This is a genomic window from Flavobacteriales bacterium (assembly GCA_016713875.1).
In the GTDB taxonomy this organism is placed as follows: domain Bacteria; phylum Bacteroidota; class Bacteroidia; order Flavobacteriales_F; family PHOS-HE28; genus PHOS-HE28.
This window is the reverse complement of record JADJOI010000003.1, coordinates 1,631,911-1,644,701: the sequence shown is the minus strand read 5'-3', so window position 1 is coordinate 1,644,701 and position 12,791 is coordinate 1,631,911. Positions and strand designations below refer to the sequence as shown.

Genomic DNA, 12,791 nt, shown 5'->3' with positions numbered 1-12,791 from the left:
CAACGTCCTCCAGTAACCGCAGATCCAAGACGACAATGGCAGAAGAAGGCCGCCAGATCATCTTCAACATGGTGAAGGTGGGCAAGACGCTCCCTTCCGGCAAGAAGATCCTCAACGACATCTACCTCGGCTTCTACTACGGCGCCAAGATCGGGATCCTCGGTCTCAACGGCAGTGGTAAGTCCACCTTGATGCGCATCATCGCGGGCAAGGAGAAGAGCTACGATGGCGATGTACACCTGAGCCCCGGATACACCATCGGCCACCTGGAACAGGAGCCCGAACTGGACGAGACCAAGACCGTGATCGAGATCGTGCGGGAGGGGGTGAAGCCCATCATGGACCTGCTGAAGGAGTATGAGGACGTGAACAACAGGTTCGCCGATGAGGAGATCCTGAACGATCCGGACAAGATGGACAAGCTCATTGCCCGCCAGGCGGAGCTACAGGACCGGATCGAGGTGAGCGACGCGTGGAACGTCGACCAGAAGCTGGAGGTGGCCATGGACGCCCTGCGCTGTCCGGATGGTGACCAGCCCATCAAGGTGCTTAGCGGTGGCGAACGCCGTCGCGTGGCCCTGTGCCGCCTGCTGTTGCAGAACCCGGACATCCTTCTCCTTGACGAACCGACCAACCACCTGGACGCCGAGAGCGTGGCCTGGCTGGAGCTTCACCTGCAGCAGTACAAGGGCACCGTCATCGCCATCACCCACGACCGTTACTTCCTCGACAATGTGGCCGGCTGGATCCTGGAGCTGGATCGCGGCGAGGGCATCCCGTACAAGGGCAACTACACCAACTGGCTCGAGCAGAAGACCGCCCGCATGGCGCAGGAGGAGAAGACCGAGAGCAAGCGCCAGCGCGTGTTGAAGCAGGAGCTCGAGTGGGTGCGCAGCAACGCCAGCGCCCGCCGCACCAAGAGCAAGGCCCGCCTGCAGAACTACGAGAAGATGCAGAGCGAGAGCGTGAAGGAGAAGGAAGCCAAGCTCGAGATCTTCATCCCCAACGGACCGCGCCTCGGCGACAAGGTGATCGAGTTCAAGGGCGTGAGCAAGGGCTTCGGCGACCGGCTCCTGGTCGACAACCTCAGCTTCGCCCTGCCGCCGGCGGGCATCGTGGGCATCATCGGCCCCAACGGCGCCGGCAAGACCACGCTGTTCCGCATGGTGATGGGGGCGGAGAAGCCCGATAGCGGCACGATCACCATCGGCGACACCGTGCAGATCGCCTACGTGGACCAGAGCCACAAGGACCTGGTGGCCGAGAAGACCGTGTACGAGGTGATCAGCGGCGGCCTGGAGAACATCACCTTCGGCAACGTGGTGATGAACACGCGGGCCTACCTCAGCCGCTTCAACTTCAGCGGCACCGACCAGAACAAGAAGGTGGGCGTGCTCTCCGGGGGCGAGCGCAACCGGCTGCATCTGGCCATGACGGTGAAGCAGAGCAGCAACGTGCTCCTGCTGGACGAACCCACCAACGACCTGGACGTGAACACGCTGCGCGCGCTCGAAGAAGCCATCCAGGACTACAGCGGCTGCGCCGTCATCATCAGCCACGACCGCTGGTTCATGGATCGCGTGTGCACGCACATCCTCGCCTTCGAGGGCGATAGCCAGGTGTACTGGTTCGAGGGCGGCTTCAGCGACTACGAGGAGAACCGCAAGAAGCGCCTCGGCGGCGACATGGTGCCGCACAGGATCAAGTACCGGAAGCTGGTGCGGGGGTGAGGCCGGAGGACACGCACTGATCCGCGGCTCCCAGGCATCGTCCGGCGGGCCGGCGCCGTCCATCCTCCGCATGTCCGACCCGCACATTCCGGTCCACCACCTGCCCGCCCCGTCGCGCATGCCCACGCGGGTGGAGCGCTTCGGCCCCAAGCCCCGGCCCATGCCAGGCCCGGTGCACCGCCACGATTTCAACGAACTCTTCTTCTTCACGCAGGGCGGCGGCGCCCACATGATCGACCTGGAGCGCATCGCCTTCACCGCCCCCTGCGTGCACGTGGTGGCGCCGGGGCAGGTGCACCAGCTGGAGCGGTCGCCCAGCAGCGCCGGCCTGGTGGTGATGTTCAGCCCGGAGGCGCTGCTGGGCCAGGGCCATGCCGCGCGCGCCGAGCTCTTCGCGTGGGCCCAGGGCCCCAAGAGCTTTGCGGTGGACGCCGCGCAGCTCGCCGAGGCGCCCATGGGCGGCTGCCTGCCCACCACCGACGACATCCTGGGGCCCTCCTACCTCGCCGGATCGCCGGTGACCACCCTGGTGGCCGACACCAACGAACCGGGGGACCACCTGTTCATCGCGGGCACGGTGCTGAGCAGCATCTGCATCACCTCGGTGCCGAACGCCATGATCGAGGTGTGGCAGGCGAACGCCGCGGCGGTGTACGACACGTCGACCGACTTCCGGCTGCGGGCCACGCTGTACAGCGATGCGAACGGGCAGTACGCCTTCGAGACCATCATGCCCGGAGACTACCTCAATGGCAACCAGTACCGGCCCAGGCACATCCACTTCCGGGTGAACCATGCAGGCTTCCCCGAGCTCACCACCCAGCTCTACTTCGAGGGCGACCCGTACATCCCAGCCGACCCATGGGCCTCACAGCCCGACGCCGTGCAACGCATCATCCCCCTGAACCCCATCGGCGGCACCGCCCAGGAAGGGGTGTTCGACATCGTGCTGGACGGGCAGACGGCGGTGAAGCCGAACCGCTTCGGCACCGAGGGCGACCTGCTGCCCGTGCATCCCAACCCGATGCGGGAGCTCGGCAACATCCACTTCAACGTCTTCCGGCCCGCGCGTGCGGCGGTGCACATCGCCGACCTCCAGGGCCGGGTGCTCGTGACGCTGGTGGACGAGAGCAAGGCACAGGGGCGCTACACCACCGCCTGGGACGACCGTGCCGCCAACGGGTCATCGGTCGGTGCGGGCACCTACCTCTGTCTGCTGCAGCTGGACGGCCGGCCGGTGAAGGCACAGCGGATCGTGAAGCAGTGAGGCGGGTCGGGGGCGGAGCCTTGCGAACCACCGTCGACGGGCGTTGACCAGCGCTCCGCAGGCACCCACCACGGTGGCCACCAGCCACCCACGAGCCGCCTGACCGGTATATCGGCTCGCGATCTTGGCGTGTTCCGCACGCCGCGTTCGTCTACCCTTGTGGTGCGAAGCGTCCCCACTGCGGGACATTCTGGTGGGTGGACCGCCCAAGGGCTCAGCCCGGGCGGTCCGCTTTTTTCGGTAGGTTCACCTCACCAAACCCGGGATCATGCCACGGACCCTGACCCTGCTGGCCTGCGCCGGCGCCCTCTCCGCCCAGGCCCAGCTCACCATCACCGACAGCCTCACCGTGGGCTCCATCAGCACCCTGCTCGAAGGCATCGGTGTGGTGGTCAGCAACGTCACGGTGAACTGCCCCGAAGCGGCCATGGGCCACTTCATCGGCACCTCCGAGCTGGCCATCACCGAAGGGCTCGTGCTCACCACGGGAATGGCCGATCTGGTGACCGGTCCGGTGGGCAACTGGGCCACCTTGGGCTGGGGATCGCCGGGGGATCCGGATCTTGACCTGGATGCCGGTACGGGCATCCCCACCAACGACGCCTGCGTGCTGGAGTTCGATTGCGTGCCCCAGGGCGACACCTTGCTCTTCAACTTCAGCTTCGGTAGCGAGGAGTACCAGGAGTTCGTGGGCTCGTCCTTCAACGACGCTTTCGCCATCTACCTCAGCGGCCCGGGCTTCATGCCGCGTGTGAACGTGGCTGCCATTCCCGGGGGCACCATCGTGGCCATCAACAACGTGAACGACCTGCTGAACACCGGGTACTACCACAACAACGAGACGCCGGTCGCCGGGCAGTATGTGTCCTACGATGGCTTCACCACCAACCTCACGGCCTTCGCCGTGGTGCAGCCCGGTCTCACCTACCATTTCAAAGTGGCCATCGCGGACATGGCTGATGCAGCCTTCGACAGCGGCGTGTTCCTGGAGGCCTTCAGCTTCCGCAGCCCGATGATCACCACGGGACTGGATGAGGAGTCGCTGCCCATGCTGCAGCTTCTCCGCCGTGGCGATGCTCTGTTCATGCTGGTGCCCCCGGATCAGGCGCACGGTCAGGAGGTGTTCGTGTTCGACCCGGCCGGCCATCTGGTGCAGCGTGCCCGGGTGCAAGACCACGCGGTCACGATCGACATCGCCGACCTCAAGCCGGGGCTCTATGTGGTGCGGGTGGATGACGACAGCATCCCGCCCCTGCGCTTCGTGAAGGAGTGAGCCGGCCCGGGCCTCCGCGCCCCGCCCCGTACTTTCGCGGCCTCACGTGCACCAAGGAGCAAGGGACTTGTCCCTTGTCCCTTGTCACTTGCTACTTGAAGCTTGATGAAGCCGTCCATTCCCAAGGGCACCCGCGACTTCGGTCCGCAGGAGATGCTGCGCCGCAAGTACATCTTCTCCACCATCGAGAAGGTCTTCCAGAAGTACGGCTTCCTGCCGCTGGAAACGCCGGCGATGGAGCACCTGGAAACGCTGACCGGCAAGTATGGAGAGGAGGGGGACCGGTTGATCTTCAAGGTCCTGAAGCGTGGTGCGGAGCTTGAGCGCGCCTTGGAAGACCGCAGCAAAGGCTTCGCGGACGAAGCGCTCCGCTACGACCTCACCGTACCCTTCGCACGCTACGTCGTTCAGCACCAGAACGAGCTGGCCTTCCCCTTCAAGCGCTACCAGATCCAGCCCGTGTGGCGGGCCGACCGGCCGCAGAAGGGGCGCTACCGCGAGTTCTACCAGTGCGATGCGGACATGATCGGCAGCACCAGCCTGCTGAACGAGGTGGAGCTGGTGATGCTGCTCGACGAGGCTTTCACGGAGCTCGGGCTGCAGGTGGCCATCAAGCTGAACAACCGCAAGGTGCTCAGCGGCATCGCCGAAGTGAGCGGTCAGCCGGACAAGGTGGTGGACATCGTCACCGCCATCGACAAGCTCGACAAGATCGGCCGTGAGAAGGTGGAGGAGGAGATGCGCACGAAGGGCGTGAGCAATGCGGCGATAGCGGGCATCGCGCCGCTCTTCGAACTGAAGGGCACCTGGAGGGAACAGCGTCCGCAGTTGGAGCAATGGCTTGCGGCAAGCGTAGTGGCGCAGGAAGGCCTGAAGGAGCTCGCGTTCGTGTTCGATACGGTCGGTGCATTGAAGAGCGCTTCGCTCGAGTTCGACCCCACGCTCGCCCGCGGCCTCGATTATTACACCGGCGCGATCTTCGAGGTGAAGGCCATGGAAGGCACGCTCCAGAGCAGCATCAGCGGGGGCGGCCGCTATGACGACCTCACTGGCGTGTTCGGCCTGAAGGGCATGAGCGGGGTGGGCATCAGCTTCGGCGCCGACCGCATCTACGACGTGCTGCTGGAGACGAACAAGTTCCCCGCAGAGCTGGGCGGCAGTACCAAGCTGCTCTTTGCCAACTTCGGCGAGGCGGAAGCGCAGCACTGCCTGAAGCTGCTGCGCCAGGTGCGCGACGCGGGCATCGCGGCCGAGCTCTACCCCGACAAGGCCAAGATGGCCAAGCAGTTCAAGTACGCCGACGACAAGAGCATCCCCTATGTGGCCATCCTCGGCGAGAACGAGCTGAAGCAGGGCATCATCACCGTGAAGGACATGAAGAGCGGTGAGCAGAAGGCCGTGAGGCAGGAGGAGCTGGTGGGCCTGTTCAGTGCCATGGACATCAGTTCCACCTGATGAGCGGATGTGATCGGACACATCGGGTCGGTGCCCCTTGGAGCCGCGCGTTCCTGCCGTCCTGCCTTGCTGCGTTGCTGGCCTGTGTCCTGCACTTCGCCTGTGGTTCTCCTGATCCACCTGCGGGAAGTGGTGCGGCGGTGGAAGCCATCCCGATCAAGGACAGGGGTGTTCCGGAGGTTCCTGCACCCGTACCCGTCGAGGAGGAAGTTGAACAGGAACAGGAGCAGGAGGAGGACGATGGCCACCATGTAGGCGCGCTGGCGACCTACCGGTATTGGGCCGGCGAGGAACCCGGCGAGGACATGCAGGTGCTCAACGGCGAGTACTGGGCCTCGGCCCACTGGTCCAAGGAGTACACCCTGTACCTCGAGCTCCGGTTCCCGCGCGCCAAGGACTTCGTCATGAGCAAGCGGTTCGAGCGATCGGTGGAGCACCAGGTGATCCATGGGGCGCCGGACTGGTTCGATCCTCCCGCGGACTATGAGGTTTGGGAAGGGAACCTGGGTTCGCTCTACTTCCTCCATCCGAAGAAGGGGCACATCTACATCTTTGAACGCCAGTTGTGATCATTGGGCAGGAGCGGAGCGGCCCGGCACACAACGACCGAACGGCAGATCATGAAAAGAACTTCCACCACCGGCCCGCACGCCATCGGCACCGTGGGCCTCACGCTGCACGAACTGGACGCCATCATCGCGCAGCGCCGCCCGATCGCCCTGTCCCGGGACGCGGTGGCCGCCGTGAAGCGGAGCCACGCCTACCTCAGCGATCGCCTGAAAAAGAGCGATGCGCCGATCTATGGCGTGAACACCGGTTTCGGTTCGTTGTATGACAAGTCCATTGCCAAGAAGGACCTGGCGCAGCTGCAGCGGAACCTGGTGATGAGCCATGCCTGCGGCAGCGGCGATCCCGTGGCCGCCGACATCGTGCGCGCCATGCTGGTGCTGAAGGTGCAGAACATGGCCTTCGGGCACAGCGCGGTGGCGCTGGCCACCGTGCAGCGGCTGATCGACATGCACAACGCCGACGTGCTGCCCGTGGTGTACGAGCGCGGCTCGCTCGGGGCCTCCGGCGACCTGGCCCCGCTCGCGCACCTCAGTCTGCCGCTGCTCGGCTTGGGCGAGGTGCTGTTCCAGGGAAAACGCATGCCCGCGGCCAAGGCGCTGAAGGCGCTGGGCTGGGCGCCGTTGGAGCTCGGGCCCAAGGAGGGCCTCGCCCTGCTGAACGGCACGCAGTTCATGAACAGCTATGCCGCGCTGCTCTCGCTGCGCATGGCGCGTCTGGCCGACCTGGCGGACCTCATCGCGGCGGTGAGCCTCGACGCCTTCGACGGACGCATCGAACCCTTCCACGCCTCGGTGCACGCCGTGCGCCCCCATCCCGGACAGGCCGTGGTGGCCGGCCGCCTGCGCCGCCTGCTCGAAGGCAGCCAGCTGATCCTGCGCCGCAAGGCCCACGTGCAGGACCCGTACTCCTTCCGCTGCATCCCGCAGGTGCATGGCGCCAGCCGCGATGCCCTCGCCTACGTGGAACGCGTGGTGGAGCGTGAGCTGGAGGCCGTGACCGACAACCCCACGGTGTTCGACGATGATGACCTGGTGATCAGCGCGGGCAACTTCCACGGCCAGCCGCTGGCCCTCGCCCTGGACTTCATGGCCATCGCCGCGGCCGAGCTGGGCAGCATCAGCGAACGGCGCCTCTTCAAGCTGATCAGTGGTCAGCGTGGGCTGCCCGCATTCCTGGTGGCCGAGCCAGGGCTCAACAGCGGCTTCATGATCCCGCAGTACACCGCCGCCTCGCTCGTGAGCGCCAACAAGCAACGCGCGATGCCCAACAGCGTGGACACCATCGACAGCAGCAACGGCCAGGAGGACCACGTGAGCATGGGTGCCGCCGCGGCCATCAAGACGTGGGACGTGGTGCAGGACGTGGAGCGGATCCTGGCCATCGAGCTGTTCGCCGCCGCGCAGGCGTTGGAGTTCCGTCGCCCGGCGCGCAGCTCCGAGGCCGTGGAGGACTTCGTCGCCGACTTCCGCCGGCACGTGCCCTTCCTGCGGGTCGACGCCGTGATGCACGACCACATGGAGGCGGCCCTCGCCTTCGTGAAGGCGTGCCCCGTGCAGTGAACGTTCGCCGACCCTAGTTCTTGATGAAGCGCACGGTGCGGAAGCCCGCGTCCGTCGTGGCCTGCAGCAGGTAGTTCCCCGAGGGTAGCTCAGCTACCATCATGCGCATCGGCCCCTCCGTTCGGACCGGGGTGACCTGCTGCACCACGCGACCCATGGCATCGAGCACGGTGAGCGATGACCACGGTTCCGGAAGCGCTATGGTGAGCACATCGGACACGGGCATCGGGAAGACCGATAGGGCGACCGCCGCATGCTCCTCCATGCTGGTGGCGATCAGCGGTTGGATCAGCACCTGATCGAAGGCCGCGAAGAGCCCGAGGGGCATCTGGTTGCCATCATCTGGGATGAGCGAGAGCTGAAGTGCGCTGATGTTGGTCGAGGACGTGACGAGGAAGGTGTCCGCGACGTAGGTCCACACGCCGTCGTCCGACCAGGCATCCGCGAGGATGGGGCTGGCGTAGGCCGGTCCTTCGCTCAGCCGCACGGCCGCGCCAGGAGCGTTCCCGGGATCGGCGTTGCGGATCCAGGCGCTCAACACCCAGGTTCCCGGCGTGAGCCAGGATGCCGGTTGGTAGATCGTCTCCACGATGGAGCAGACGCAGTTGAAATCCAGGATGCCCACGCTCAGCGATTGGGATCCGCCACCGGGCGGCACATCACCCGTGAACAGGTAGGGCTGGCAAGGGCAGTACACGTTCCACCCCGAGATGCCGTTCTCGAAGCCGGGGTTCTGGACCTGGGCCTTCACCGGGGTCGCCGCCGGACCGGCGAGGAGGAGGAGGAGCGTGAGGGTGCGCATGAAGCCCAATGTAGCACGGCATCGCCCAACTTCGCGCCGTCTTGGACGTGCACCTCATCCCCGGCCTCGGCGCGGACCATCGCCTGTTCGGCAGGATCGACCTGCCGGGCCACCGCGTGATCGCGCATGACTGGCCGACGATGCCGGCGGGCAGCACGCTCGCCGACCTCGCCGCACGCCTGGCTGAGCGGGTGGACCGCACCGTGCCGCATGCACTGGTGGGCGTGAGCATGGGCGGCATGGTGGCCCAGGAGCTGGCGGCACTGACCGGGCCGCAACGCGTGGTGATCATCTCCAGCTGGAAGGGACCACACGAGATGCCGGCGCCGATCAAGGTGCTGCGCGGCACACATCCGGAGAAGCTGCTCTCCCGGGCCTTCATCCAGCGCACCAAGCCCTTCCTGCGCTGGCAGATGGGTGCCACCGATGCCGACGCCATCGCCCTGCTGGACGCGCTGCTGGAGGTGCATCCCGTGGCCCAGTTGCAGGTGCAGGTGGACGCGGTGCTGCGGTGGAACGGTCCGGCGCGGCCCGTGCCGGGCCTGGTGCATGTCCATGGTGACAACGACCACCTGATGCCGCTGGGCCCCATCCGGGGCGCGGTGGTGGTGAAGGGGGGCGGCCACCTCATGGTGTACACGCTGGCCCCGACCGTGTCCGCGCTCGTGCAGCGCGCGCTGGCCGGCGAGCCGCTCAGTTCCGGCCCAGCTTGAAGTTGATCGGCAGCACGTAGAACACGGACACCGTCTGGCCGCCGTGGCGTCCGGGCTTCCAGCGGGGCATGCGCTTCACCACCCGCACCGCCTCGGCGTCGAGCGTGCGGCTCACTCCGCTGATCACGCGCACCTCGCCCACGCGGCCTTCCTCGTCCACCACGAAGCCCACGAGCACGCGGCCTTCGCGCCCGGCCGTGCGGTCGATGTCGGGGTACATCACCCAGCGGCCCAGGTCGCGGTACAATGCCTCCATGCCGCCGGGGTAGAGCGGCACTTCCTCTACGGCCATCATGCCCATGGGGCCGGCCGGCGTGGTCCCGGTGGCGGTGCCTCCGCCACCTCCGGCAGGCGCTGCGGAAGCGGTGCTGTCCGTGGCCGTCCCCGATCCGGTGGTACCGCTCGTGGGCGTCGATGCCGTATCCACCGGGGCATGGGCGATGCTGTCCACCGCCACGGGCACGAAGCCCTGTCCCTGGCTCCGCGGGGCCGCCGGGGTGCTGCGCTGAGGGGGCGCGGTGGGTGCTGTCGGCTTCACCGGCTGCGTGGTGAACTTCTCCAGCTCCACGATGATGCCGGTGCTGCGGGGTGGGGCGGCGGCGGCACCGTGCGGAGCGAAGAGCCGAGGTAGCAGCACGAGCGCGGCCACCAGGGCGACCGTGGCCGCCACCGCCAGGGCCATCACCCGCTGGTGATCACGCCGGAGGCGGTAGGCGCCGTAGGCCTGGTGCCGGCCGGCGAAGACCAGCTCATTCCGGGCGGGGGACAGCACGTTGTTCCATCCATCGGCGTGGAGCAACAGCGCAAGGATGGCGAGCAGGGCGAGGGCGAGCAGGGTCCACATGGCGCAGGGGTTTGTGGGGTGAACGGTCCGTCTTCATGCTCCCGTACACGCGGACCTGCCGATCCGTTCGATCGATATACCGGTCCGGCCGCCCTTCGCATCTTCGCCCCCATGGAGGACCTGTTCACCGTCGGCGCGCTCATCAGCCTGCTCACCCTCACCGTGCTGGAAGTGGTGCTGGGGATCGACAACGTCATCTTCGTCAGCATCATCCTGGGGCGCATGCCCGAAGGGAAGCGGCTCGCCGGCCGGCGCATTTGGATGGTCGGCGGCATCCTGCTGCGGTCCGCACTTCTCCTGGGCATCGGGTGGTTGGTGCACAACGGCGAACGCGCGCTCTTCTCGGTGCTCGGCTACCCGTTCAACCTGCGCAACTGCATCATGTTCTTCGGCGGCCTCTTCCTGCTCTACAAGGCCGTGAAGGAGATCCACCACAAGTTGGAGGGGGATGATCAGGACCTGGGTGCCCGGACGAAGCCCGCCTCGTTCGGCGCCTTGATGGCCCAGATCCTCCTAGTGGACGCGGTGTTCTCCTTCGACAGCATCGTCACCGCCATCGGCCTGGCAAAGCATGTGGAGATCATGATCGCCGCCGTGGTGATCGCCATGGTCGTGATGTTCTTCTTCGCCAACGCCATCAGCGGCTTCATCGAGAAGCACCCCTCCCTGAAGATGCTGGCGCTCTCCTTCCTGGTGCTGGTGGGCTTCATGCTCTTCTTCGAGGGGCTGGAGCCGGTGCACCACAGCGAGATCCCGAAGGGCTACGCCTATGCCGCTATGGCCTTCAGCTTCATCGTGGAACTGCTCAACATGCGGTACCGGAAGCGGGTGGTGAAGCTTAATCGATGACGAGGAGTCGCGAGTAGCGAGTGGCGAGTGGCGAGTGTTGAGTAGCGAGTGGCGAGTGGCGAGTGTTGAGTGTTGAGTGGCGAGTCCGCATGGGCGGTCACTCGCCACACGCCACTCGGCCTGGTGCGCAGGCACTCGCCACTCACCGCGCTACTGCGCTCCCGCGAACACGAAATGAACGATCTCGGAACCAGCACCTTCAAGATCCGCGAGCGCGCGAGTGGGACGTTGTAGCCTCGACCGGACCGGTCCTACTCAAAGACCACCCGCCCTACGGCCGCCACTTTACCGTCCGCCTGCCGGGCCACCACGATGTAGAGTCCGTTGGCCAGGCCCTCCCGGTCGAGCTGCAGTTCGCGTTGGCCCGGGGCGCAGCGCAGTGTGCGGACACGGTGGCCTCTGGCGTCCAGCAGTTCCAGACGATCCACTTGGTCGGCGCCGACCACGATCCGACACCCGTCCTTGGCTGGATCGGGAACGATGAGCAGGCGCGGCACATCGTCCGTGATCAATGCGATGCCTGTTGACGTGATCGGATAGGCGCGCATTTGGTTGGGGAGGCCCAGCCAGGTGGTGTCTCCATCGAGGTAGTAGCCTTGATGCACGTAGTCGCATGCCGGGGCGGGAAGGTCCGGCGCGTTGATCACGCCCAGGTGCTGGGCATAGGAAACAGCGCAATAGATCCGACCGTCGATGCCCAAGGCTAGATTACCCTGTATGCCGAGACAGGGTCCCGGCGGTCTGGGTGCTTCGTACACCAACGTTCTGGACGCCTGAATGGTGGCCGAATCACCGGAAGATACATCATACTGCCACAACCTTGAAGCGATGGTGGAGTCGCACACGTAGGTGTTGGTGTACAGGAACTGCCCGGACGGGGAGATCTCCAAACCACCATATCCCGGGCCACCGATCGTTTGAAAAGCCGTTATCTCACCTGTGGAGCGGTTGAAGTCCATTTGATGCAACGAACAATCGCTTGTCCAGTTCGAGTAGGGCTTGACCAGATACAACCGCTCGCCATTGGGCGAAGGCCTTAGTAAGCCAAGCGACTGATAGAACGTCGGCGGGATATCGGGTCCTGCTTCACTGACCACAGGCACGGTGGACAGCCCATCGGTATCAAGATGATAAGCCATGAACCGGGGAGCGTTAAGGTGGTGAAGAACCACCCAGATGCCTGTTCCAGCGGAATCAAGAACAGCGGTGATATATGCCCCGGCGCTGTCCGCCAGCACGATGTTCTTCTCCACTACCACGCCACTCCCCCCTAGCGCATTCATGTCGATCCTGTGGTAGAACGTCGGCGCCATGGGGTCGTTCAGGTTCCAGGGATAGGGTTGGATCATGTAATACTGCCCTGAGTGGCCAGGCCAGGGCAGGATCATGTTCGATTGCGACTTGCTCATGAACGTACTTGCGTTCAGACCATCACCGTTCACCAGTACTTGATCCTGGGCGTTCCGGATACGTTCCTCATCGGCGTAGAACATAAGCTCACCCTCATCGGAACTGATCACCGAAACGCTCCCCTCAAGCTCGGTACTGACGTGCATCACCGTAGGTGGGTTGGTCATGAAGTCCAGGCCCGTAGTGATGTCGTAAAACCACACGGCATTCTGGTTCTGCGCGCCACTTGTAAACGAGAGTTGGACGAGCAGGCCAAGTAATATGGTCGGCAGCTGGCGCATGTGTAAGCACCCCCTGAAACAGGTGCAGGTGAACGTAG

At 65.3% G+C, this 12,791-nt stretch carries 11 protein-coding genes; 8 read left to right on the top strand and 3 right to left on the bottom strand.

Features of this window, described 5'->3' with window-relative positions; translation table 11 throughout:
* Nucleotides 1-35 precede the first annotated feature (35 nt).
* The 6 genes from ettA to hutH all read left to right on the top strand — a co-directional run bounded on the left by ettA (nt 36) and on the right by hutH (nt 7,854).
* Nucleotides 36-1,730 carry an energy-dependent translational throttle protein EttA gene (gene ettA, locus IPJ87_08730; GenBank protein MBK7941946.1) on the top strand — a complete coding sequence of 565 codons (1,695 nt, stop codon included), beginning with the start codon at nt 36-38 and terminating at the stop codon, nt 1,728-1,730.
* Between the two features lie 70 nt (nt 1,731-1,800).
* Nucleotides 1,801-2,997, top strand: a complete 1,197-nt coding sequence (locus IPJ87_08725) for a hypothetical protein (GenBank protein ID MBK7941945.1) — start codon at nt 1,801-1,803, stop codon at nt 2,995-2,997.
* A 268-nt stretch (nt 2,998-3,265) separates the two neighbouring features.
* Nucleotides 3,266-4,270: a T9SS type A sorting domain-containing protein gene (locus IPJ87_08720; GenBank protein MBK7941944.1), complete on the top strand. Its 1,005-nt coding sequence runs from the start codon at nt 3,266-3,268 to the stop codon at nt 4,268-4,270.
* 102 nt (nt 4,271-4,372) lie between these two features.
* On the top strand, nt 4,373-5,725 hold the full coding sequence (locus IPJ87_08715) for a histidine--tRNA ligase (GenBank protein MBK7941943.1): 1,353 nt from the start codon (nt 4,373-4,375) through the stop codon (nt 5,723-5,725).
* 140 nt (nt 5,726-5,865) lie between these two features.
* A complete protein-coding gene (locus IPJ87_08710) occupies nt 5,866-6,294 on the top strand; it encodes a hypothetical protein (GenBank protein MBK7941942.1) in 429 nt (142 codons plus the stop codon).
* Between the two features lie 51 nt (nt 6,295-6,345).
* Nucleotides 6,346-7,854 (top strand): histidine ammonia-lyase, encoded by a 1,509-nt coding sequence (hutH, locus tag IPJ87_08705; GenBank protein ID MBK7941941.1) that lies wholly within the window; start codon nt 6,346-6,348, stop codon nt 7,852-7,854.
* Between the two features lie 13 nt (nt 7,855-7,867).
* Here hutH and IPJ87_08700 read toward each other — a convergent pair whose 3' ends face one another.
* Nucleotides 7,868-8,656 carry a T9SS type A sorting domain-containing protein gene (locus IPJ87_08700; GenBank protein ID MBK7941940.1) on the bottom strand — a complete coding sequence of 263 codons (789 nt, stop codon included), beginning with the start codon at nt 8,654-8,656 and terminating at the stop codon, nt 7,868-7,870.
* A 41-nt stretch (nt 8,657-8,697) separates the two neighbouring features.
* Here IPJ87_08700 and IPJ87_08695 point away from each other — a divergent pair, with 41 nt between their 5' ends.
* Nucleotides 8,698-9,369, top strand: a complete 672-nt coding sequence (locus IPJ87_08695; protein ID MBK7941939.1) for an alpha/beta fold hydrolase — start codon at nt 8,698-8,700, stop codon at nt 9,367-9,369.
* Here IPJ87_08695 and IPJ87_08690 read toward each other — a convergent pair.
* Nucleotides 9,350-10,213, bottom strand: a complete 864-nt coding sequence (locus tag IPJ87_08690; protein ID MBK7941938.1) for an energy transducer TonB — start codon at nt 10,211-10,213, stop codon at nt 9,350-9,352. The two genes, IPJ87_08695 and IPJ87_08690, sit on opposite strands and share 20 nt — an antisense overlap.
* A gap of 111 nt (nt 10,214-10,324) precedes the next feature.
* On the opposite strand from IPJ87_08690, the gene IPJ87_08685 reads away from it, so the two are divergent.
* Nucleotides 10,325-11,062 carry a TerC family protein gene (locus IPJ87_08685; protein ID MBK7941937.1) on the top strand — a complete coding sequence of 246 codons (738 nt, stop codon included), beginning with the start codon at nt 10,325-10,327 and terminating at the stop codon, nt 11,060-11,062.
* Between the two features lie 251 nt (nt 11,063-11,313).
* Here the strand turns inward: IPJ87_08685 and IPJ87_08680 are convergent, their stop codons facing one another.
* Nucleotides 11,314-12,753 (bottom strand): hypothetical protein, encoded by a 1,440-nt coding sequence (locus IPJ87_08680; protein MBK7941936.1) that lies wholly within the window; start codon nt 12,751-12,753, stop codon nt 11,314-11,316.
* Nucleotides 12,754-12,791: the final 38 nt, after the last annotated feature.